General features: G+C 65.9%; 19 protein-coding genes. 13 read left to right on the plus strand and 6 right to left on the minus strand.

Annotated elements, in window-relative coordinates; translation table 11 throughout:
* Positions 1–2: 2 nt before the first annotated feature.
* From bphC to LMQ14_RS14390, 4 genes are all read left to right on the plus strand, one after another.
* Positions 3–911: a biphenyl-2,3-diol 1,2-dioxygenase gene (gene bphC, locus LMQ14_RS14375; protein WP_267730266.1), complete on the plus strand. Its 909-nt coding sequence runs from the start codon at positions 3–5 to the stop codon at positions 909–911.
* Positions 908–2,374 (plus strand): FAD-dependent oxidoreductase, encoded by a 1,467-nt coding sequence (locus LMQ14_RS14380; RefSeq protein ID WP_267730267.1) that lies wholly within the window; start codon positions 908–910, stop codon positions 2,372–2,374. Before bphC ends, LMQ14_RS14380 begins: the two co-directional genes overlap by 4 nt.
* 187 nt (positions 2,375–2,561) lie before the next feature.
* Positions 2,562–3,407, plus strand: a complete 846-nt coding sequence (locus LMQ14_RS14385) for an IclR family transcriptional regulator (protein ID WP_267730268.1) — start codon at positions 2,562–2,564, stop codon at positions 3,405–3,407.
* On the plus strand, positions 3,404–4,234 hold the full coding sequence (locus LMQ14_RS14390) for an SDR family NAD(P)-dependent oxidoreductase (protein WP_267730269.1): 831 nt from the start codon (positions 3,404–3,406) through the stop codon (positions 4,232–4,234). Before LMQ14_RS14385 ends, LMQ14_RS14390 begins: the two co-directional genes overlap by 4 nt.
* Before the next feature lie 171 nt (positions 4,235–4,405).
* Here LMQ14_RS14390 and LMQ14_RS14395 read toward each other — a convergent pair whose 3' ends face one another.
* Together LMQ14_RS14395 and LMQ14_RS14400 are read right to left on the minus strand one after the other, a co-directional pair.
* Positions 4,406–4,717, minus strand: a complete 312-nt coding sequence (locus LMQ14_RS14395) for a ferredoxin (RefSeq protein ID WP_267730270.1) — start codon at positions 4,715–4,717, stop codon at positions 4,406–4,408.
* The gene (locus LMQ14_RS14400; RefSeq protein WP_267735510.1) at positions 4,717–5,841 is read right to left on the minus strand and encodes a Rieske 2Fe-2S domain-containing protein; all 1,125 of its coding nucleotides are present in this window, start codon (positions 5,839–5,841) and stop codon (positions 4,717–4,719) included. Before LMQ14_RS14400 ends, LMQ14_RS14395 begins: the two co-directional genes overlap by 1 nt.
* Before the next feature lie 102 nt (positions 5,842–5,943).
* Between LMQ14_RS14400 and LMQ14_RS14405 the strand changes: the two genes are divergently transcribed.
* The gene (locus LMQ14_RS14405; protein WP_267730271.1) at positions 5,944–7,647 is read left to right on the plus strand and encodes a 3-ketosteroid-delta-1-dehydrogenase; all 1,704 of its coding nucleotides are present in this window, start codon (positions 5,944–5,946) and stop codon (positions 7,645–7,647) included.
* Here the strand turns inward: LMQ14_RS14405 and LMQ14_RS14410 are convergent.
* Positions 7,644–8,255, minus strand: coding sequence for a PadR family transcriptional regulator (locus LMQ14_RS14410; protein WP_267735511.1), 612 nt, complete (start codon positions 8,253–8,255; stop codon positions 7,644–7,646). The two genes, LMQ14_RS14405 and LMQ14_RS14410, sit on opposite strands and share 4 nt — an antisense overlap.
* Before the next feature lie 209 nt (positions 8,256–8,464).
* Here LMQ14_RS14410 and LMQ14_RS14415 point away from each other — a divergent pair, with 209 nt between their 5' ends.
* From LMQ14_RS14415 to LMQ14_RS14430, 4 genes are all read left to right on the plus strand, one after another.
* Entirely contained in the window at positions 8,465–9,385 is a 921-nt protein-coding gene (locus LMQ14_RS14415; protein WP_267730272.1) for a TIGR03619 family F420-dependent LLM class oxidoreductase, read from the plus strand.
* A gap of 338 nt (positions 9,386–9,723) precedes the next feature.
* Complete coding sequence (locus LMQ14_RS14420; protein ID WP_267730273.1) at positions 9,724–10,710, plus strand: alkene reductase; 987 nt, start codon at positions 9,724–9,726, stop codon at positions 10,708–10,710.
* 132 nt (positions 10,711–10,842) lie between these two features.
* Positions 10,843–14,352: a carboxylic acid reductase gene (gene car / locus LMQ14_RS14425; RefSeq protein ID WP_267735512.1), complete on the plus strand. Its 3,510-nt coding sequence runs from the start codon at positions 10,843–10,845 to the stop codon at positions 14,350–14,352.
* 40 nt (positions 14,353–14,392) lie between these two features.
* Positions 14,393–15,331, plus strand: a complete 939-nt coding sequence (locus LMQ14_RS14430) for a TIGR03564 family F420-dependent LLM class oxidoreductase (protein ID WP_267735513.1) — start codon at positions 14,393–14,395, stop codon at positions 15,329–15,331.
* Here the strand turns inward: LMQ14_RS14430 and LMQ14_RS14435 are convergent.
* The 3 genes from LMQ14_RS14435 to LMQ14_RS14445 form a co-directional block, all read right to left on the minus strand.
* Complete coding sequence (locus LMQ14_RS14435; protein ID WP_267735514.1) at positions 15,328–16,158, minus strand: hypothetical protein; 831 nt, start codon at positions 16,156–16,158, stop codon at positions 15,328–15,330. The genes LMQ14_RS14430 and LMQ14_RS14435 overlap by 4 nt on opposite strands.
* A gap of 87 nt (positions 16,159–16,245) precedes the next feature.
* On the minus strand, positions 16,246–16,695 hold the full coding sequence (locus LMQ14_RS14440; protein ID WP_267730274.1) for a DUF1003 domain-containing protein: 450 nt from the start codon (positions 16,693–16,695) through the stop codon (positions 16,246–16,248).
* 124 nt (positions 16,696–16,819) lie between these two features.
* Positions 16,820–17,596 carry a C39 family peptidase gene (locus LMQ14_RS14445; protein ID WP_267730275.1) on the minus strand — a complete coding sequence of 259 codons (777 nt, stop codon included), beginning with the start codon at positions 17,594–17,596 and terminating at the stop codon, positions 16,820–16,822.
* Positions 17,597–17,769: 173 nt separating this feature from the next.
* Between LMQ14_RS14445 and LMQ14_RS14450 the strand changes: the two genes are divergently transcribed.
* The 4 genes from LMQ14_RS14450 to LMQ14_RS14465 all read left to right on the plus strand — a co-directional run bounded on the left by LMQ14_RS14450 (position 17,770) and on the right by LMQ14_RS14465 (position 21,935).
* Positions 17,770–18,897, plus strand: coding sequence for an FAD-dependent oxidoreductase (locus tag LMQ14_RS14450; RefSeq protein ID WP_267730276.1), 1,128 nt, complete (start codon positions 17,770–17,772; stop codon positions 18,895–18,897).
* Between the two features lie 130 nt (positions 18,898–19,027).
* Complete coding sequence (locus tag LMQ14_RS14455; RefSeq protein ID WP_267730277.1) at positions 19,028–20,116, plus strand: LLM class flavin-dependent oxidoreductase; 1,089 nt, start codon at positions 19,028–19,030, stop codon at positions 20,114–20,116.
* Positions 20,117–20,172: 56 nt separating this feature from the next.
* Positions 20,173–21,261 carry a zinc-binding metallopeptidase family protein gene (locus LMQ14_RS14460; protein ID WP_267730278.1) on the plus strand — a complete coding sequence of 363 codons (1,089 nt, stop codon included), beginning with the start codon at positions 20,173–20,175 and terminating at the stop codon, positions 21,259–21,261.
* Between the two features lie 89 nt (positions 21,262–21,350).
* Positions 21,351–21,935: a (2Fe-2S)-binding protein gene (locus LMQ14_RS14465; RefSeq protein WP_267730279.1), complete on the plus strand. Its 585-nt coding sequence runs from the start codon at positions 21,351–21,353 to the stop codon at positions 21,933–21,935.
* The last annotated feature ends 2 nt before the right edge of the window (positions 21,936–21,937 follow it).

Below are 21,937 nucleotides of genomic sequence, written 5' to 3' on the forward strand. Positions count from 1 at the left end.
CGATGACGGACCTGAAAAGCCTTGGCTACATCACCATTTCGACCAACGACATCGACCGATGGCGCCGCTTCGCGTTCGGCGTGCTGGGTTTCGCCGAGGGCAAGGGCCCCGACGAGTCCGCACTCTATCTGCGGATGGACGAGCGCGCGGCGCGGCTGATCGTGCTGCCGGGTGAGACCGATCGGGTGCTCACGATCGGCTGGGAGGTACGCGACCACCCGGCGCTGCAGCGGGTCAAAGCGACCCTCGACGGGGCCGGGGTGCCGTTCAAGCAGCTGTCGGTCGAGGAGGCCGAGGCCCGGCGGGTGGAAGAGGTGATCACGTTCGACGACCCGGCCGGCACCACACTCGAGGTGTTCCACGGGGCGGTGCTCGATCACAGCCCGGTCGTCACCCCGTTCGGCGCAAGATTCGTCACCGGCGATCAGGGCCTGGGCCACGTGGTGGTGCCCGCGATGGATCCCAACGGCGTGTTCGACTTCTACACCGACGTCCTCGGTTTCCGGTCACGCGGCGCGTTCCGGGTACCGCTGCCGAAAGAGTTTGGCCCGGTACGGGTTCGCTTCCTCGGGATCAACGAACGTCACCACAGCATGGCGCTGGTGCCGGCCGCGCATATGCGCGACCCACGCCTGGTGCACATCATGGTCGAGGTCGACGCCCTTGACGCGGTCGGACAGGCACTAGACCGAGTCAACGCCGAAGGCTTCCAATTGTCGTCGACGCTGGGCCGCCACACCAACGACAAGATGATCTCCTTCTACGTCCGGGCGCCCGGTGATTGGGACATAGAGTTCGGCACCGAAGGCATGCGGGTCGACGAAAATTATTACACCGCAGAGGAAATCACCGCCGACAGCTACTGGGGCCACCAGTGGGTCGGCGAAATGCCCGCGGCGATGCGGCTATGACCCCTGACACCGACGTGACGCCGGTTGCGGCGTCGTCGATCACCGCATGGGATCACGAAGCCGACGTCGTCATCGCGGGGTACGGCGTCGCGGGTGCGGCGGCCGCGGTCGAAGCGGCCCGCTCCGGGGCTGACGTTCTGGTCTTGGAGCGCACCGGCTCCTGGGGCGGCGCGGCGGCGATGGCCGGCGGGTTCATCTACCTCGGCGGTGGCACACCGTTGCAAAAGGCTTGTGGCTTCAGCGATTCCGTCGACAACATGGCGGCGTTCCTCAACGTGGCAATGGGGCCGGGCGCCGACGCGGACCGCATCGCCGACTACTGCGCCGGCAGCGTCGCCCATTTCGATTGGCTGGTCGGCTGCGGCGTGCCATTCAAGGCGGAGTTTTTCTCCGAGCCCGGCTGGGAGCCGATGGGTGATCAGGGCCTGATGTACAGCGGCGGCGAAAACTCCTACCCGTTCAACACCATCGCCACCCCCGCGCCACGCGGCCACGTGCCGCAGATGCAGAACAAGAAGCAGGGCGAAGCCAGTGCCGGCTACATGCTGATGAAGCCCCTCGTCGAAACCGCAACCGCGGCAGGCGCTCGCGCGCTCTACGACGTGCGGGTGCAGTGTCTGATCGTCGAGTCCGACGGCCGGGTCGTCGGCATCCGGGCCCGTCAGTACGGCACCGAGATGACGATCCGGGCGCGCACCGGCGTGGTGCTCGCGACGGGAAGCTTCGCCTACAACGACGCGATGGTGGCGCGTTACGCGCCGCGGATCGCCGGACGACCGGCCGCGTCAATCGAGCAGCACGACGGGCAGGCAATCCGGATGGCGCAGGCGCTCGGCGCCGATCTGGCCCACATGGACGCCACCGAGGTCGCGATCTTCATCGACCCACAGCAGCTGGTGCGCGGAATTCTGGTCAACGGCCGCGGTCAGCGCTATGTCGCCGAGGACACCTACCCGGGCCGCGTCGGACAGCTCACGCTCTACCACCAGGACAACACCGCCTACCTGATCATCGACAGCGATGCCCAGGACGAGGCGATGGCGTCGTGGTCGCCCAAGTTCATGCTGCGGGAGGCGACCTGGGTCGCCGACACCGTCGCCGACTTGGAGCGCGACATCGGCCTGGCACCCGGCTCACTGCAGGCAACGGTCGCCGCCTACAACGAGGGCGCTGCGCGCGGTGAGGATCCACTGCTGCACAAGAAGCCGGAGTGGATCAAGCCGATCGGCACCCCGGTCGGCGCGATCGACCTGCGCGAGAACACCGGCGGCTTCACCTTGGGTGGGCTGGCCACCACGCTGGATGCCGAGGTGCTGCACGTCAGCGGCGAACCCATCCCGGGGCTGTTCGCCGCGGGCCGTTCGACCGCCGGGCTGGCCGCCTGGGGTTATGCCAGCGGTGTCTCACTCGGTGACGGCAGCTTCTACGGTCGCCGCGCCGGGCGGTCGGCCGCCAAGGGCTGACCTGCACCGATCACCCAGTCCTCTTTCGCGCGAGCCTAACCCCACTGCGAATTTCCGCGCGATATTTCGCATTCACGTCGGACTCGCGGACTTTTCTTTGTCGCGTGGTGTGTGACAGCGCCCACATCCGTGTGGTACACATATATTCCTAATAGGAATATGCCACCCCGACACACTTGGAGGACCGATGTCAGGGACCGTGCGCTCCGTCGCGACCGCAGAACCGAGCACTCCCACGGCCGTCATCGACCGCATTTCGCTGGTCCTCGACGCATTCGACGGCCCGGGGCGGCTGACCCTGGCCCAGATCGTGCGGCGCACCGGCCTGCCGCGTTCCTCGGCGCACCGGATGCTCGAGCGTCTGGTGCAACTGCGCTGGCTGCGCCGCAGCGGGCGCGACTACGAGCTCGGGATGCGCCTGGTGGAACTCGGGTCGCTGGCCGTGCATCAGGACCGCCTGGTGCGTGCGGCCGGTCCGCTGCTGGGCGAATTGCACCGCGCCACCGGGCTGGTCGCACACCTGGCGGTGCTGGACGGACCCGATGTGGTCTACCTCGACAAGGTCGGGGACCGACGGGCCGACGCGATCCCCACCCGGGTCGGCGGCCGGCAACCCGCGCATTGCACCGCCGTGGGCAAGGCGATCCTGGCCTACCGCGGCGAGGATGCCGACGCCGATCTTCAGGTCCGCAGGACCAAGTACTCCGTTTCCACCAGCTCCCAGCTGGCCGCCGAATTGGCCAAGGTGCGCGCCCATGGGGTGGCGTTCGAGCGCGAGGAGTCGCTGCTCGGATTCGGTTGTGTCGCAGCGCCGATCGGCGGCCCGGGCGAGGCCGTCGCGGCGGTATCGGTGTGCGGGCCGATGAGCCGCATGATGTTCGATCAGCGACTGACCGCACCGGTACGCATGACGGCGATGGGCATCTGGCGCAACGTCGAGGACGGTCCGCGACGGGTGGCACCTACGCTGCAGCCGCTACGTCCGCTGCTTCCCCAGCGTCACCGTCCCGCGCCCGCGCTGCAATACGCGTGAGCCCGTTCGCCGGCGGCGTCGCAGTCATCACTGGGGCCGGCTCCGGTATCGGCGCGGGCCTGGCCCGCCATGCGGCCACGCTGGGAATGACGGTGGTGCTCGCCGACATCAATGCCGACGCTGTTGCCGCCCTGCGCGAAGAGCTCTGTACCGCAGCAGGATCGGCGGTCGACGTGGTCTGCGACGTGCGTGATCCGGACGCGGTCCAGCAACTGGCCGAGCGCACCTATCGCGACATCGGAGCGGTGCGGCTACTGGTCAACAACGCGGGCGTGGAGCAGTTCGATTATCTGTGGGACACGCCGGTGGCCAACTGGCAGCGGGTCGTCGACATCAACGTCAGCGGGGTGTTCCATGGCGTGCGTGCTTTTCTGCCGAAGATGATGGCCACCGACCAGCCCGCGTGGGTGTGGAATCTGTCGTCGGTCGGCGGCGTGGTCGCAATTCCGTTGCAGGCGCCCTACATCGTGAGCAAGCACGCGGTGCTGGCGTTGACGGAGTGCCTGTATCTCGATGTGCAGTCGGCCGGGCATGGCCACCACATTCATGTGCAGGCGGTGTTACCGGGGGCGGTGAAATCCAACATCTTCGAGTCGGCCGGCGGTGTCGACCCCGGCGCGGGTGGCGACGACGCCGTCGCCGAGGCGCAGCGCGCGGCGATGCTAGACGTCAAGGCCGCGGCGATGGATCCGGCGGCGGCCGCGGCGACGATCTTCGAGCAGGCCGCCGAGGGACGGTTCTACTTACTCACCGAGCCCGAGTATGTCGGGACGGCAATGACCGAGCGGGCGAATGTGCTCGCGGCACAAAGTCATCCGTCGCTCTGAGTCACACGGATCACTTCAGTTCCCGGACGCCGGGATGGGCGATTTGCCCGCCTCCGAGCGACAATGTCGCCGCCGCCGAGCGCTGGCCATGCGAGATCAGTGGAATTGTCGCTCGGAGGCGGGCAAATTGTGCTTGCCCATCCGCGCCGTGGCTTGTGTGGCGGTTGATACTCAAGCCAAGGGCGTTATAGCACCGACTGTTTCATCGACGATAGCCAGATCGCCGTCGCGCACCGCCTCGACAATCGACTCGCGCAGGGCCGAACACACCAGAAACACCCCACGGCCGGCGTGCGCCGACACCTTCAGGACTTCGGCCCGCTCGGTGCACCGGCCCGTGGCGTCGGCGTTCCACTGCACGCTGGTTTGGTTCCAGGTGCTCTTGCGGACCAGCACCCGCGCGCCGCAGCTGCCGCACGCCACGGGCAGCATCGGCATCTCGTGGAGCCGATTGTCCTGCCGCACCGGCGAATCGAGCGCCATCACACTGAGCCCTGGGCCGCCATATTCGCTTCGACCTCTTTCATCCACGCCTGGTACGGCCGGGTGGTGTCCAGCTCGAACTCGAAGCGGTCCACCATGTCCGGCTCCACGTCGGCGGCATCGACGTAGAACTGCTGATACCAGCGACGCAGCTGATAGACCGGGCCGTCCTCCTCGACCAGCAGCGGATTGTCGATGCGCGCCTTGTGCCGCCAGATCTGGACGTCCTGCTCGAAACCGAGCTTGATGTAGTCGCCGAGTGTGATCGCGGTCCGCATGGCCTCATCGCCGGGCAGCGTCTCGGATTTCTTGACGATGATGCCGTATTGCAGCACAAAGGAATTCGAGTCGATCGGATAGTGGCAATTGATCAGGATGGATTGGGCGTCACCGGTCTCGTAGTGGTAGGTCAGGTCGTCGATCATGAAGGACGGCCCGTAGTAGGACGCCACCGAGGTGTTGCCCAGCATCCGTGAGCCTTCGGTGCCACCCATGTCCGGGCGTCCCTCACCGTTCATGTACTGCGTCGCGACGTGTCCTTCGAAGATGTTCTTGAAGTAGGTCGGCAACGCGCCGTGGATGTAGTAGAAGTGCGCCATATCCACGACGTTGTCGATAATTTCGCGGCAGTTGCTCGTTGCTACGACCGTGGTGTACCAATGCCAGTCGGTCCATTCGTCGCTGGTGGCTCCCTCGATGCGCGGGATCGTCACCTCCGGCGGCGGCGGTTTGCGCTCCGGGTCGTTCCAGACGAACAACATGCCGTCCTGTTCCAGCGTCGTCCAGGTCGCCGTGCGGGCCAGCTTGGGTGCGCGCCGGGCGTAGGGCACCTGCTTGCAGCGCCCGTCACCGCCCCAGCGCCAGTCGTGGAACGGGCAGGCGATTTCGTCGCCCTTCACCTCGCCCTGGGACAGGTCGCCGCCCATGTGCCGGCAGTAGCTGTCGAGGACATTGATCTTGCCGTCCCCGCTTTGGAAGACGACAAGCTTCTGACCGAAGGCGTTGATCGCGTGCGGCTTGCCGTCACCGAAATCTCTGATCAACCCCAGGCAATGCCAACCGCGGGCAAACCGCGTCGGTGCGGCCTGGGCTTCAATGAGCCGAATTTCGTCGGTGTCATGCATAGCCATGATTTAACTCCGCAGTACGCCCAAATGGGGTCTGCCTGTTCCACTCATCAGGACGACTATTCCTACGCCGCGCGGCCCCGGCATACCGTTCTCGACGTGACAACACACAGCGCGACGATTCCTGCCGGGCTTCCCGTGGCCGACACGAGCGTCGACCTGCTGGTCGTGGGCTCGGGCACCGGGATGGCCGCGGCGCTGGCCGCCCACGAACTCGGGCTGTCGGTGCTGGTCGTGGAGAAGGCGTCGCACGTGGGCGGCTCGACCGCCCGGTCCGGCGGCGCGCTCTGGTTGCCCGCCGGTCCGGTGCTGGCCGAGGCCGGTGCCGGCGATACGCAGGAGCACGCCGCCACCTACCTGGACTCGGTGGTGGCGGGTTCGGCGCCCCGGCAGCGCTCGACGGGATTCTTGACGCATGTGTCCGCGACGGTCGACATGCTGCGGCGCACCACTGCGCTGCGATTCTTCTGGGCGCGCGACTATTCCGATTACCACCCCGAGGAGCCCGGTGGCAGCGCGGCGGGCCGCACCTGCGAGTGCCATCCGTTCGACACGTCGCTGCTCGGCGCCTACCGCACCCGGTTGGAGCCGGGCCTGATGGAGGCGAGCGTCCCGGTGCCGACGACGGGTGCCGACTACCGCTGGATGAATCTGGTGGCACGGGTGCCGCGCAAGGGAATTCCGACCTTCGCCAAGCGAATCGCGCAAGGCGTGGGCGGCCGGATACTGGGCCGGCGTTACGCCGCGGGCGGTCAGGGCCTGGCGGCCGGCCTATTCGCGGGTGTATTGCGCGCCGGTATCCCGGTGTGGACCGAAACCAGCCTGCTTCGCCTCGATCTCGACGGTGACCGTGTCCGCGGCGCGGTGGTGGCGCACGGCGACCGCGAGGTGCTGATCAGCGCCCGGCGCGGAGTCGTGCTGGCCACCGGAGGTTTCGACCACAGCATGGACATGCGGTGGAAATTTCAGTCGGAATCGCTGCGCCCCAACCTGAGTCTCGGCGCGGCGGCCAATACCGGCGACGGGATCCGCGCCGGGCAGGAACTCGGCGGCGGCATCGATCTGATGGACCAGGCGTGGTGGTTCCCCGCCGTCGCGCCACTGCCCGGCGAGGCGCCCACCGTGATGCTGGCCGAACGGTCACTGCCGGGCAGCCTGATCGTGAACCAGCATGGCCGCCGATTCGCCAACGAGTCATCGGATTACATGTCCTTCGGCCAGCGGCTGCTCGGGCTGGAGCGATCCGGCAGCCCGGTCGAATCGATGTGGATCATTTTCGACCAGCAGTACCGCAACAGCTATGTCTTTGGCGCCCAACTATTTCCGCGGATGCGTATCCCGCAGGCGTGGTACGACGCCGGCATCGCGGTGCGCGCCGACAACTTCGCCGAGCTGGGCGCCCGGATCGGGGTGCCGGTTTCGGAGTTCACCGCGACGGTCACCGGCTTCAACCAAAACGCCGCTGCCGGTGCCGATCCCGACTTCAGCCGGGGTCGTAGCGCCTACGACCGCTATTACGGCGACCCGACCATCTCGCCCAATCCCAACCTGCGCGCCTTGACCAAGGGGCCGTTCTACGCCGTCAAGATGGTGCTCAGCGACCTGGGCACCTGCGGTGGATTGAGGGCCGACCACCGGGCGCGCGTCCTTCGCGAGGACGGTGCGGTGATCAACGGGCTGTACGCGATCGGCAATACCGCCGCCAACGCGTTCGGCACCACGTATCCGGGCGCGGGGGCGACGATCGCGCAGGGCCTCGTGTACGGCTACATCGCGGCCCGGGACGCGGCCGGCGCCGACTAATCGGCTTCGCGCTTGGCCTCGACCTGCTTTTCGACCTCGCGCCAGTAGCCGGGCGTGGTCCGCGCTTTGCCCGAAGAACCCTTCGGCGCCGTCTGCAATGTGCGGTCGGCCTCGTCGATGTCCTTCATCATCTCGAGCGCGAACTCGCGCTCGGCCGCGTAGTACTTGGCCGCCCAGCGCAGCGCGAGCACCGAATACGCCCACGCGGGTTCGGCTTCGGCCCCCTCGGCGTCCTCGACCGCCTTGCGGTGGCAGGCCTCGGTGTAGGCCACATACTCCTGCAGTAATTCCTTGAGCCGCGCCGGGTTACTCAGATGCCCCAACGTCATCCGCATCAGCACGCTGTGTTTGAGCACCGGCGGATCCACCGGCGCGTCAGTGGCCCACTCGGTGACCGCGGCCAGCCCCGCCGCGGTGATCTTGTAGAGCCGGCGGCTGCGGGTGCCCTCGTCGCGCTCGACTCGAGACGTCGCCAGGCCCAGGCCCTCCAGCTTCTTCAGCTCGGTGTAGATCTGGCTGAACGAGGGGCTCCAGTAGTAAAGGTCGACGCTCCAGTCGATCCACTTCTTCAGGTCGTAGCCGGAGACTTCCTCTTCGTAGGACATCATGCCCAGCAAAGCCCAGCTGGTCGCCGCCAGTCCCGCTTTGCTCGGCTTTACGCTGGTCTCCGCCACGTCGCCAGGTTAACAACCCTGGGTGCCGGCGTGGCTGGCACTGACCGCTGGCCGGGACACCGCAATGTGACCGGTTTTGGTGACGACTGCTCCCGAGTGGGCTTTGATTTCTTTGTCGGCCGTCCTGGAGAAGGAGTTCCCGCGTGAAATTCGTCTTTCCTCTGCCGCATATGCTCCGCCTCAAGGCCACCATGCAGCCCTGGGAACCAGAGGTCACCGGGCCCGACCAGACCCGGATGGCGAAGTGCGCCGACCGCTGGGGGTACGACATGATCGCCTTCCCAGAGCATCTCGTGATACCGGCCGAGCACGTCGAATTGTCCGGGCCGCACTATCTGCACTCGACGGTCGCCCAAGCCCATGTCGCCGGTGCCACCGAGCGCATCGCCATCAATTCCTGTGTCACCGTCTTGCCGCTGCAGCATCCGATCGTCCTGGCCAAGGCGTTGGCCACCGCCGACTGGATGAGCGGAGGCCGGATGATGGTGACCTTCGGAGTCGGTTGGCTGGCACGGGAGTTCGAGCTGCTCGGTGTGCCGTTTCACGAGCGGGGCCGAATCGCCGACGAATACCTCGCTGCGATCGTCGAATTGTGGACCAGCGACACCCCACAATTCGAGGGTCGTTACGTTTCCTTCGACAACATCGCATTCGAGCCGAAACCCGTTCAGAAACCGCACCTTCCGATCTGGATCGGCGGTGACGCCGACGCGGCACTGCGCAGGGCGGCCAAACATGCCTCCGGCTGGTGGGCATTTCTGACACCTCCCGAGCAGATCGCCGAAAGAGTGGACTACATCAAATCCCAGCCGTGCTATGACGGTCGGCCGTTCGACGTGATGCACGGCATGGGAACCAATCGGGTCGGCGAGGGTCACGTTGTCCGCAAGGGCATCCGCGACCGGCCGGGCATGAGCGCCGAGCAGATCATCGACAGGTTGAACTGGTTCGCCGAGCAGGGTGTGACGGTCAGCGCCGTTCCCATTCCCGCGGTGCGCGGCGTCGAGGAATATCTCGACTATGCGCAGTGGGTGATCGAGGACATCAAGCCGAACGTCCGTTAGCTGGAGCAGGTGACCTTTTCGCCGCTGTGGGAGATGGAGCCTCCCACGCAGTAGGACACGTGTCCTAGCGGCGGCGGTACCGCACAGACACCATGGAGTTGTCCGCACGATCAACGGGCAGTTCGCACGTCCGGTGTCGCGGCGGTCAACTCCCCGGACGAAAGGTGCGGACAATCGTGGCTCGAAGATTCGCTGTTGCCGGTCGAACACAAGGTCTCTACGCGTCGCATCCGGCCGGAAGCGCGCTACCGCCACGGTTGTTATGCCCCGGCCATCCTTTGCTGGCCCCGATTCAACTGGGCGCGTTGTACGCACCCAACCGGATACTGATGGCACCGATGACGCGCACCCGCGCGTCCGACGACGGGGTGCCCACCCGGCTGATGGCCGATTACTACGCGCAGCGGGCGAGCTCGGGGTTGATCATCAGCGAAGGGACGTTCCCGTCGGCGCGCGGCCAGGCGTACCCCGGCCAGCCCGGTTTGCACACCGACGCGCAGCAAGCCGGATGGGCACGGGTCGCCGAAGCGGTCCACGCGGCCGGCGGTCGGATTGTGGTGCAACTCATGCACTCCGGCCGTATCTCGCATCCCGATATCCTGGACGGTCAACGGCCCGTTGGACCGTCGGAGATCCGACCGTCCGGCACGGTGCACACCAGCACCGGCAAGAAGGCCTTCGTTGTTCCGCATGAACTCACCGCCCACCAAATACGCTGCGTGATATCCGATTTCGTCACCGCAGCGTGTCGCGCACGCGCCGCCGGCGCGGACGGCGTCGAGATCGACGCCGCGAACGGATACCTGTTGAGTCAATTTCTCACCTACGACGCGAATTATCGGCGCGACGCCTACGGCGGGTCCGCGCAGGATCGCGCGCGGCTTCCCACCGAGGTCATCGGCGCGGTCGCGGACGCGATCGGTCCCGACCGGCTGGGGCTGCGCATCTCTCCGGGCAATCCGGAGAACGACATTCACGAACCGGACCTCGAGGCGCACCTGATTCTCGCCAAGAACGCTCGCGAACTGAGGCTGGCGTATCTGCACGCACGGGTCCCACCCGAACGCCCGATCTACTCCTGGTTGCGTCGCCGCTGGCCGGACCGCCTGTTGCTCAACCGCAGGTTTCAGACGACGACCACTCGTGAGCGGGCCGTCGACGTCGTCACGACCGGCACGGCGGACGCCGTGACGATTGACCACGCCTATCTGGCGAATCCGGATCTGGTGCGGCGATGGACGTACGGCGCAGAACTCAATGAGGCCCGGATGGAATTCCTCTACACCGGTGGCGCGTTGGGCTATACCGACTACCCACCTTTGTGACGAGTAACCAAGGTCACACTCACTGGGCGCGACCCCCTCAACGTCCGGGTGATGTTCGGCTTCGAAGAAGAGATAAAGACGGAAGGACACACCATGACGAGCGGATCGCTGCACGACACGCACTTGGCCGAGATGGGCGATGACCCGGACGAGCGGATGGCCCGGCGCGTGGCCGAATTGTTCGACAATGATCCGCAATTCCGCGCGGCTGCTCCGCGTCCCGAAGTGATCGAGGCGGTCGCCGCACCGGGCCTGCGACTCACCGAGGTCTTGGAGACGATGGTCGAGGGCTACGCCGATCGGCCGGCGCTCGGCGAACGCGCGCGCGAATTGGTCACCGATGCCGCGGGCCGCACCTCCGCGCGACTGCGGCCGCGTTTCAAGACCCTCACCTACCGCGACGTGTGGGACCGGGTGCGCGCGATCGCCAGCGCCTGGCGCAACGACCCCGAGAACCCGGTCGTCCCGGGCGATGTCGTCGCGACAATCGGATTCTCCAGCGCCGACTATTTGGTCGTCGACATGGTTTGCGCGTATTTGGGGTTGGTGACCGTGCCACTGCAGCACAACGCCCCGGTCGCGCGGCTGCGCCCGATCATCGAGGAGTGCGAACCGAAGATCGTCGCGGTCAGCGCCGAATATCTTGATCTGGCGGCCGAATCCTTGTTGACCAGCACCTCGTTGCGGCAGGTGATGGTGTTCGACTACCAAGCCGGGGCCGATGAGCAACGGGAGAACTTCGAACAGACCCGGGTTCGCTTGCAGGGGTCGGATGCAGCGGTCGTCGTCACCACGGTGGACGATGTCATCGAGCGCGGGCGCGAAATGCCCGCCGTTGCGCCATTCACCGACGGCAGCGACGAGCGCCTGGCGATGATCATGTACACCTCCGGCAGCACCGGAACCCCCAAGGGCGCCATGTACACCGAGCGGACGATTACCACGCTGTGGACGTCGATACTGTTCCTCACGCCCGGACTGCCCGTGATCAACGTGAATTTCATGCCGTTGAATCACCTCGGCGGCCGGTTGCCATTGGCTTCGGCATTCCTCGCCGGCGGTATCAGCTATTTCGTCCCCGAATCCGATCTGTCCACCCTGTTCGAAGATTGGACGCTGGTGCGGCCCACTGAAGTCGGTGTGGTGCCGCGGGTGGTGGAGATGCTTTACCAGCACTACCGCGGCGTGGTCGACCGCGGGATCGCCGAGGGGGCAGATCCCGCAACCGCCGAGCAAGATGCGCTGACCGAACTGCGCGAGCACGTGCTGGGCGGGCGGGTTCTGGGCGGTTTTGTCGGCAGTGCGCCACTGGCCGCAGAGATGAAGGCGTTCCTGGATTCGATGCTGGGCGTGCACGTTACGGATGGCTATGGGCTGACCGAGACCGGGATGCTGACCCGGGACGGCATAATCTCACGCAAACGGGTCATCGACTACAAACTGGTCGATGTGCCCGAGCTCGGTTACTTCCTCACCGACCGGCCTTACCCGCGTGGGGAATTGCTCGTCAAGACCGACACGATGACGCCGGGCTACTACAAGCGTCCGGAAATCACCGCCCAGGTTTTCGACGAGGACGGCTTCTACAAGACCGGCGACGTGATGGCCGAGATCGAGCCCGATCACCTGATCTACGTCGACCGCCGCAACAACGTTTTGAAGCTGGCTCAGGGCGAGTTCGTCGCGGTGGCCAACCTGGAATCCATCTATGCCGGGGCGCCACTGGTTCGGCAGATCTTCGTGTACGGCAACAGCGAACGGGCCAGCCTGCTCGCGGTCATCGTGCCCACCCCCGAAGCGCTCGCCGAATACGGTAACAGCCCCGCGCTGAAAACGGCTGTACACCAATCGCTTCGGCAGACCGCGGCGGCAGCAGAACTTCAATCCTATGAGGTGCCCGTCGATTTCATCCTGGAAACCAAGCCGTTCACCGACGAGAACGGTTTGCTTTCCGGTCTGGGTAAGCAGCTACGCCCCCGGCTCAAGGGCCGCTACGGCGAGGCACTCGAGCGGCTGTACAGCGAAATCGCGGCCGCACAGGTCGACGAGATCCGGGTACTGCGTGAGTCAGCGGCCGACCGGCCGGTGGTGGAGACGCTGGCCGGTGCTTGCCGAGCCTTGCTGGGCATCTCGGACGCCGACCCCGAAGCCCACTTCACCGACCTCGGCGGAGATTCGTTGTCGGCGTTGAGCTTCTCCCGCCTGCTGGAGGAGATCTTTCGCGTCGAGGTTCCGGTGTCGGTGATCACCAGCCCGGCCAACGACATCGCGCAGATCGCCGACTACATCGACGCCCAGCGCGGTACCGGCATCCAGCGTCCGACGTTCAGCGCCGTGCACGGGTCAGGCGCAACCGCTATAGCGGCCGATGATCTGACGCTGGACGAGTTCATCGACGTCCAAACATTATCTACCGCACCGTCTTTGCCGCATACCACCGGCGCGGCGCATACCGTGCTGCTGACCGGCGCGAACGGCTGGCTGGGAAGATTCCTCACTCTGGAATGGCTGGAACGACTCGCCAAGCGGGGTGGCAAGCTGGTCACGATCGTGCGTGGCCGCGATGCCGATGAGGCCAGGGCACGCTTGGAAAAGGTGTTCGACAGCGGGGATCCCGAGCTGCTGAACCGGTTCCGCGAGCTTGCCGCCACGCATCTCGAGGTGCTGGCGGGCGATATCGGCGACCAGGATCTGGGCCTGGACCCCGCCACCTGGCAACGGCTGGCCGACACCGTCGACCTGATCGTGCACCCGGCCGCGCTGGTCAACCACGTGCTGCCCTACGATCAGCTGTTCGGGCCCAATGTCGTTGGCACCGCAGAGCTGATCCGGCTGGCGATCACGACCCAGATCAAGCCGATCACCTACTTGTCCACGATTGCGGTGGCGATGACGGTGCCGCCCGGCGAGTTCCAGGAAGATGGGGACATCAGGCAGGTGAGCCCCACCCGGCCGCTCAACGACGACTACGCCAACGGGTACGCCAACAGCAAGTGGGCCGGCGAGGTACTGCTCAGGGAGGCCAACGAGCTGTGCGGCCTGCCGGTAGCGGTGTTCCGGTCGGACATGATCCTCGCGCACACCCGATACCGGGGCCAGCTCAACGTGCCCGACGTCTTTACCCGGCTGATCTTCAGCCTGCTGGTGACCGGCATTGCGCCGCATTCGTTTTACGAACGCGACGGGGTCGGCAGCCGGGCCCGTGCACACTACGACGGCTTGCCCGTCGACTTCATCGCCGAGGCGATCACCACGATCGGCGCCCGGGTCACCGCGGGCTACCGCTCGTTCGACGTGATGAACCCGTACGACGACGGCGTCTCGCTGGATGTGTTCGTGGACTGGCTGATTCGGGCCGGCAACAAGATCCAGCGCATCACCGACTACGACGAGTGGCTGGCCCGGTTCCAGACCGCGCTGACGGGTTTGCCCGAGCGGCAACGTCAGCAGTCGGTCCTGCCGTTGCTGCACGCGTTCCGCAAGCCCGAGAAGGCCGTCCGGGGCGCGGCCGCACCGACCGAGGCGTTCCACGCCGCGGTGCGGGCCGACAACATCGGCCCCGCCAAGGACATCCCGCACATCTCGGCGGAGTTGATCGACAAGTACGCCGACGACTTGCGCCAGCTCTCGTTGCTCGGCTGATCTGAGACGCGGCCGGGAAAATCGTAGACAGGACTGCATGATGGAGATCAGTATCTTTAACATCCTCGGCGACGGCGACGGACCATCCGTGGTAGACGCTTATATCGACGAGGTTTCACGCTTGGCCGCGGAGGGCTTCACCACTATCTGGACGGCCCAACTTCCTTGGGAAATCGATCTACTCGCCGTGCAAGCGGTTGCGTTGCGTGAGGTTCCGGGTATCGAGCTGGCGGTGGGAGTGCTGCCGATCCAGGTCGCCCATCCCACGTTGACAGCCCAGCGCGCGTTGACCCTCAGCGCACTCTCCGGTGGGCGGTTCAAGCTCGGGCTCGGGGTCAACCACCCGCAGATGAGCGAGGACTTATGGGGAATCCCCTGGGACAAGCCGGTACGGCGGATGAACGAATATCTCGACGGCGTGCTACCCCTGCTCGCCGGTGAGGCAGCGCACGCGATCGGCCAGACGGTAACGACTCGTGCCTCGCTGCGCGTGTCAGGTACCTCGGCTCCCCCGCTTTACCTCGCCGCCTTGGGACCGCAAATGCTGCGGGTCGCGGCCCGCCGCACCGCAGGAACATTCACCTGGATGACCGGGCCCAAGACGCTGGCTACTCATGTCGGCCCGACCCTGCGCGACGAGGCGGCCGCAGCCGGACGACCCGAGGGCGCAGTCAAGGTAGTGGCCGGGTTGCCCGTCTGCGTCACCGATGACGCGGACGGCGCCAGGGCCCGGGCCGCCGAAGAATTCGCGATCTACGGCACGCTGCCGTCCTATCGCGCGATGCTGGACCGCGAGGGTGTAACCGGTCCCGAAGAGATCGCCCTGATCGGTGACGAAGTCGCTGTCGCCGAACGCATCGATGAAATACGCGGCGCCGGTGTCGATGAATTCGCGGCGTATCCGTTCGGTGACGACGAAAGTGTCACCCGAACCCGGGCTCTATTGCGCAGGGTCACCGCGACGGCGCCCGCCGGCTAGCGGATCCGCAGCCCCCGTTTGCGCACCCAGAGCACCGCCACGATGGTTCCCGTGGCCCACACTGTCAACGCAATCCCCAGGTGTACAAAGCTTTTCGTGTCGCGACCGAACACCGGCCAGATCAGCGCGGGTATCTGTGTCCAGAGCACCTGATGCTCTAACCCGTTCATCGGGTCGGCGAAGTAATACACCGCGTAGGGCAGCGTCAGCGCAGCGATCCAGCCGCGGGTGCGGCGACGGTCGCCCCGCTGCCGCCACCGCCGCGTCAGCGGCACGACGCCGACCGGGTGCAACGCCGAGAAGACGTTGCCCACCCCGAGCCAGGACACGATCGGCACCGCGACCGTCGGGATCGTGATGGCCAGGCGCTCCGGGGTTTCCAGCCACAGCGTCAGCACCACCGCCGTCACCAATGTCGGCAGCCCGACGATCACCAGTAGTGCGAGGTTCTTGATCAACAGCACCCGCCAGAACGGCACGCCGTCGGACACGGCCTGAATAACGCGATAGTGATCCGCGCCGAGCAGGTTCGTGGTGGTGACATCGGCGAGGATCCACGACGAGAAGTAGGTGCCGACCAGGACCACCCAGTCTTGGTGGCGGCCGAGCGTCAGCGGCTGCACCGCCAACCAGCCCACGGCGAAGGCCAGGTTGGCCACCACGCCCATCAGCCAGGTGCGGGGCGGGGTGAAGGCCCAGCGGATTTCCGCCGCAACGGCCGGCCACAGACTGCGGTGCAAACCCTTGGCTGCCCGTTTGGCCGCGGCGGGACGAGGTGCCGACGCCCGCACCACCGTTCGCAAGACGGCACGCAACCGCGGGTGCATCGTCTCTTGCAGCTCCACCAAGTCAACCCCCACGCGAGCGAAAACCCGCTGTGCCAATGCCTTTCGCTTCGTTGACCAACGGACTACTCAGGCGTTGCCTCCGATAAACCGCCGGTGCAGTTCCTCGGTGAGCACGTGGATCTGGCGGGTGAGCTCGGTGTTGGTCTTCAGTTCCAACTCCTGCGTCTGAAAGTCGTGGTCGGCCCTGGTCTGCTGGAAAGCCGCCTGACGGTTCTGGCCGATCATGACGAACGTCGACAGGAAAATCGCTTCGAGGGATACGACCAGGGTCAGCGTCGGCCATGGACTGGATTCGACAAACAGCATCCAGACGCCGAACAAGGCCGCGTGCAGCCAGACGAAATTCATCGATCCGGCAAAGGCCGTGATCCGGTCCGCCAAGCGCAACTGAAAATTGGCGCTGCGCCGCTTGGCCTCATCTACCACGGCGGGGTGATGGATCTGACCGCCGCGCAGCAGCCGGCGCGGAATCAATTGTGGGCTGTGTCGATGGCCATCGGCTTGTGTCGTCGTCATGAGCCGTTCCTTTCTGCCACGGTGCTACGCGCGTTTCCCGTCCGCTGAGCCGCTCCGGCCGTGGACGAGGCCGCGGGCTAATGCTAGTTGCCGAACGGCCGCGCAACGGTGAAGACGTTGACGCTCAGCCGGCCTTCGCGGTGACGACGATCGACTCCTCGCCCGGGTGCCAGGCTTTCGTGAACGTGGTGACGCTGACCTGCTCGTCCGGGTGGTCGGCACCGGGGTCGTTCAGGTGCACGACCTGCTTGTCGGCGTCGATCCCGGTGACGACAAGGTAGTGATCGGCCTTCTTACGCTGGTCGTCGGTGTTCCAGATGACGGCGGAATTGACCCAGGCAATGGCCTTGCGTCCGTCGCGCAGGTATTGCTGCAGTGCGGGCATCCCCGTCGTTTCGGGGTGCTCGGTCCAGTACATCGCGGATTTGATGCCGTAATGGTCGAGCAGCACGACCAGATCCGCCATCTCGACGCCGCCGTTGCCGTTTGCGTGGCTGGGATCGGCCGAGGGCGCGTAAATCGGCCCCGGATTGGTGCCCGACGGTGTGTGCTGCGCCAGGGTGATCATCTGCTGTTCCGTCGGCTCGTTCCCGGTGAGCTCACCGACCACGTCGGCCACCGACATCAGCCCGCAATTGTCCTCCAGCGACTGCGCCCGCCAGTACTTGGCAGCGGCAGCCGGATCGCCGTAGATACCCGCGCTCGCGGCCGCCGACGTGATCGCCGAGGACGGGGCCGATGCCGTCGTCGAATGGCATCCCGATACGAGTGGCACACCAGCCACACCGAGGAAAGCGAGCACCGCCGCCGCGCGCACGGCGGGAGCGATCCGGGAGTTGAAGATGGTGCCGATCGGCTTAGTGAACCACCAATTCACCTGCCGCGTCCGGGTTCCCCGCACCTGACTACGGTGCCCCGGGCGGCTCAATAGAACGTGTTACAGTTTGCCGATTCCGGCCGGTGGTGCCAGCATCCGGTCGCTTCAGGCGAGGAGGCCCGCATGGATTCCAGCGCCGTTGGCCGCGCGCATGCCGTGTCATGGAAAAGCCCTGCAGCAGAAATGAATTCGGCGTAATGGCGGCGCGCAAGCGCGTCGTCGTGGCGGGGCTGGGCGACGTCGGCCTGTTGACCGCGATCCGGCTGGCCAAGCACGCCGACGTCGTCGGAATTTCGGTGAAGTCCGCGCTGGTAAGCGGGCAGGAACTCGGGGTCCGGATCTCCCGCCCCGGCGATTGGGCACGCGACTACTGGATTCCGTTCGACCGGTTCCGCGGGTTGGATCGGGTGCGCACGGTTCAGGCCACGCTGACCGGAGTGGACTTGGCTTCGCGAACCGTGTTCGGCCGGGGCGGCGACGGCGCGACGATCGCCGAGGAGTTCGACGCCCTGGTGATCTCCACCGGGGTGACGAACGGCTTCTGGCGTCAACCGACCATGCAATCGGCGGCCGAGATCGGCGCCGACCTGCACGCCGCGCACAATCGCCTGGCCGGCGCCGACTCGGTGATCGTCGTCGGAGGCGGTGCGGCAGCGGTCAGCAGCGCGGTGAATATGGCAACCACGTGGCCGCAAAAGCAGATCGACCTGTACTTCCCCGGAGAGGCCGCGTTGGGCGAGTATCACCCCCGGACCTGGAAGCGGATCCAGGGCCGGCTCACCGAGCTGGGTGTGGGCCTGCACCCCGGGCACCGCGCCGTGATCTCCAACGGCGCTGGCGGCCAGGAGATCACCAGTGAACCCATCAGCTGGAGCACCGGGCAGCCGCCGGCCCGCGCAGACGCCGTGCTCTGGGCGATCGGCCGGGTACAACCCAACACCGACTGGTTGCCGCCCGACCTGCTCGACGAGCACGGCTTCGTTCGCGTGTCGCCCGAGCTGGAAGTGCCCGGCCATCGCGGCGTTTTCGCCGTCGGCGACGTCGCGGCGAGCGATCCCCTGCGCAGTTCGGCGCGCAACCGCGGCGACTCGTTGGTGGCCCACAACATCCGTGCCGAGTTCGCGGGTCGACGACTGCGCACCTACCGAACGCCGGGACGACGGTGGGGTTCGCTGGTGGGGATCCAGTCCGACGGGCTGGAGGTCTTCCTGCCCACCGGCCACGCGTTCCGGCTTCCCGCCTGGTCGGTCCAGCGCGTGGTGATGCCTGGGGTCGTCCGGTGGGGCATGTATCGCGGGGTGCGGGCAAACAACCCGCTCGGCTAGCGGCTCTGCGGCGCCGGCAGGCCCTGGAACGGGTCTGGACCGGGCAAGGTCTGTCGGCATGGATAACGGCGTCTGAATGTTATGCCGAATCGCGACGGTCAGCGGATACGCAGCTGATTTGATTCGCGACATGAAGGTTGGCCTGTTGGCGCCCCCGATCCATCCGTTCGAGGCATACCGCATGACGGTGGAATTCGCCGAGGAGGCGAAGGTCGATTCCGTGTGGACCCCCGACCATTTGTTGGGATGCGCTCACCCGTCCCTGTGGCCCGACATGGCCCTGGCTACGGAGTCGCCGGATCCCGACGCCTGGTACGACCCGTTTGCGTGCATCGCCGCGGTCGGGCGTGAATCGGATCTTCCGATGGGAGTGTGTGTCACCGATGCGATCCGCCGCCGAGCGCCCGACATCGCCCGCACCGCGCTGACGCTGCACCAGCTCTGTCGCGGCGGGTTCCACCTGGGCGTCGGCGCCGGAGAGGCCGAGAATCTGGTGCCTTTCGGCTATGACTTCTCCACCCCCGCCGCCGACCTGGAAACGTTTCTGATCGAGCTGCGCGCACTGCTGGACCGTGGCGTCATGTCATCGGGCTTGTCAGGCCGCGCGGGATTGCCCTTGCAACGTGCGGATCTGGGGCCGCCGCAGGTCTGGGTAGCCGGACACGGGCCTCGGCTACTGCGCCTGACTGGTCAGTACGGGGATGGCTGGATACCGGCATGGCCGATGAGCCCGTCGACCTACGGGGACAAACGCCGCACGATCGCCGAGCACGCCGAGCGCGCCGGACGCCCGATTCCGGAATCCGGACTGCACATCGCGATGATCATCGGCGAATCCCGCGACCACGTCGCCGATCTCATGGAGCGCGACCCGCTCGGCAAGCTCGCCGCCCTGATGTGTTCCGCGGAGACGTGGGCCGACTATGGGCTGGCGCATCCCGCGGGCGAGGCATGCCGTGGCTTGGTGGACCTGATCTATCACAACCTCGATCCCGCGGAGCTGCGCGAGTTCGCGCCGAGGATCCCGTTTGAGCTTGTCGAGGAATTCATGTTCATGGGTAACGCCCGCGAGATCGCCGATCGGGTGGGCGGATACGCCGACAACGGTCTCGAACACATCATCTTGGGCAATGGGACCGGAACGGTAGGCGGGATCGACGAGATCATGGCCAACACCGGAGAGCTGCTCGCCTTGACACAAGCTCTGCGCAAGTTGTAGCGCTCGACTTTCGCGCACGCTGACGGGTTCGACCGTTTGTGTGCCACGATGATTGCGTGCGCGCATTCGCCTGCCCGGTGTGCCACGGGTTCGTGACATTCGAATCGCAACGTTGCCCGAATTGCCAGGCCCCGTTGGGATTCCACGCGCCGTCGATGGCCATGGTCGCGACCGCGTCGGGTGCCGCGATCGTCGACGGTCGCCGCTGGATCGGGTGCACCAAAGCCGCCGACCTGGGCTGCAATTGGCTGGTCTCCAAGGAGCAGCCGGATCATGCAAGCCGGGGACGTTGCCTGCCCGACTCACTGATCCGGCGCGAGCCGGCCGCCTATGACACCATCGCGGTCGAGAAGCTGGTGTCCACCGCGGTGGACCTGCGCAGACTCATCTATCAGCTGTTAGACCTCGGACTTCCGCTGGATCCGTTCTGGCGGACCGATGGCGGCCTCGCATTTGACCTGCTGTCCAGCTACAGCACCGGAGAGAAAATCGTGATCGGCCATGCCGGTGGGGTGATCACCATCGACCTGACGGAGTCGCTGGACGCATATCGGGAATCACTCCGCGTGCACCTCGGCGAGCCGTACCGCACGATGCTCGGGCATTTTCGGCACGAGGTTGGTCACTACTTCCAGAACCTCTTGGTCGAGACCGGTCCTGGCGTTCGTTATCTGGACGAATGCCGGGAGCTCTTCGGCGACGAACGGGCCGACTACCAAGCCGAAATCGCTCGCCACTACCAATTCGGGGCACCCGAGAACTGGGACGAGTCGTTCATTTCGGAGTACGCGACGATGCATCCGTGGGAAGACTTCGCGGAATGCTTTGCGCACTATCTGCACATCACCGACACGATCAATACCGTGCGCGAGGCGGGTTTGATTTTGGTCGCCGAACGCGCAAGTGTCGCCGTTCCCCGCGACATCGTTCCCCTCGCGTCTTACGCCGACGCCCCCATCGAGCAACTGCTCGATGACTGGAAGTGGCTGGCGCTGTTTTTCAACCGCATCAACACCGCAATGGGCAAGCAGCCGCTCTACCCCTTCGAAATCCCGCCCCCGGTGATCCGCAAACTGGGCTTCGTGCACAAGGTGATTCGGGAGATCACCGTCGCAAATACAGACAAATCGTTAACCCCCACTTAACCATTCGTTCGTTCGACGTGCGCCCCTGCAACGCTCGTTGTCGAGTTTCAACCAAGGCGGGTGCCGGCCGCCGGGTTTAGAGTGGGTCGGTGGACGACCAGCCCGGAATCCAACTGAACCGCCGAACATTTGTCGGCGCTTCCCTCGCGTTGGGTGGTGCGGTTGCCGCGGGCCCCGGCGCTGCCGAATCCGATTCGTCCGACGAAAGCCACACCGCCGTCGTGCGCGCCCAAATCAACGGCGAACAAAGAGAATTCACCGTCGACAACCGCACGTCGCTGCTGGACATGCTGCGCGAACGCGCGGGGCTCCCCGGCACCAAGAAGGGCTGTGACCAAGGCGCATGCGGCGCGTGCACCGTGCTGGTTGACGGGCGGCGGATCAACTCGTGCCTGACCTTCGCCGTCATGCACGACGGCGCGCAGATCACCACGATCGAGGGCGTGCCCCGCGACGGCAGGCCGCATCGGCTCCAGCAGGCGTTCATCGATGAGGACGCGTTTCAATGCGGCTACTGCACGCCCGGACAGATCATGTCCGGGATCGGCTGCATCGCCGAGGGGCACACCGGTTCCGCAGCGGAAATACGAGAATGGATGAGCGGCAACATCTGTCGATGTGGCGCGTACACGAACATCGTCAACGCGGTCGCGACCGCGGCGCGAAACGACTGACT

Origin of the sequence: Mycobacterium sp. Aquia_213, assembly GCF_026625985.1 — a bacterium.
Taxonomy (GTDB): domain Bacteria; phylum Actinomycetota; class Actinomycetes; order Mycobacteriales; family Mycobacteriaceae; genus Mycobacterium.

Coding starts and splice junctions, on each gene's coding strand:
- bphC (WP_267730266.1), top strand. CDS start 3: ATGACGGACCTGAAAAGCCTTGGCTACATCACCATTTCGACCAACGAC.
- LMQ14_RS14380 (WP_267730267.1), top strand. CDS start 908: ATGACCCCTGACACCGACGTGACGCCGGTTGCGGCGTCGTCGATCACC.
- LMQ14_RS14385 (WP_267730268.1), top strand. CDS start 2,562: ATGTCAGGGACCGTGCGCTCCGTCGCGACCGCAGAACCGAGCACTCCC.
- LMQ14_RS14395 (WP_267730270.1), bottom strand. CDS start 4,717: ATGGCGCTCGATTCGCCGGTGCGGCAGGACAATCGGCTCCACGAGATG.
- LMQ14_RS14400 (WP_267735510.1), bottom strand. CDS start 5,841: ATGCATGACACCGACGAAATTCGGCTCATTGAAGCCCAGGCCGCACCG.
- LMQ14_RS14410 (WP_267735511.1), bottom strand. CDS start 8,255: ATGATGTCCTACGAAGAGGAAGTCTCCGGCTACGACCTGAAGAAGTGG.
- LMQ14_RS14420 (WP_267730273.1), top strand. CDS start 9,724: ATGACGCGCACCCGCGCGTCCGACGACGGGGTGCCCACCCGGCTGATG.
- car (WP_267735512.1), top strand. CDS start 10,843: ATGGGCGATGACCCGGACGAGCGGATGGCCCGGCGCGTGGCCGAATTG.
- LMQ14_RS14430 (WP_267735513.1), top strand. CDS start 14,393: ATGGAGATCAGTATCTTTAACATCCTCGGCGACGGCGACGGACCATCC.
- LMQ14_RS14435 (WP_267735514.1), bottom strand. CDS start 16,158: ATGCACCCGCGGTTGCGTGCCGTCTTGCGAACGGTGGTGCGGGCGTCG.
- LMQ14_RS14440 (WP_267730274.1), bottom strand. CDS start 16,695: ATGACGACGACACAAGCCGATGGCCATCGACACAGCCCACAATTGATT.
- LMQ14_RS14450 (WP_267730276.1), top strand. CDS start 17,770: ATGGCGGCGCGCAAGCGCGTCGTCGTGGCGGGGCTGGGCGACGTCGGC.
- LMQ14_RS14455 (WP_267730277.1), top strand. CDS start 19,028: ATGAAGGTTGGCCTGTTGGCGCCCCCGATCCATCCGTTCGAGGCATAC.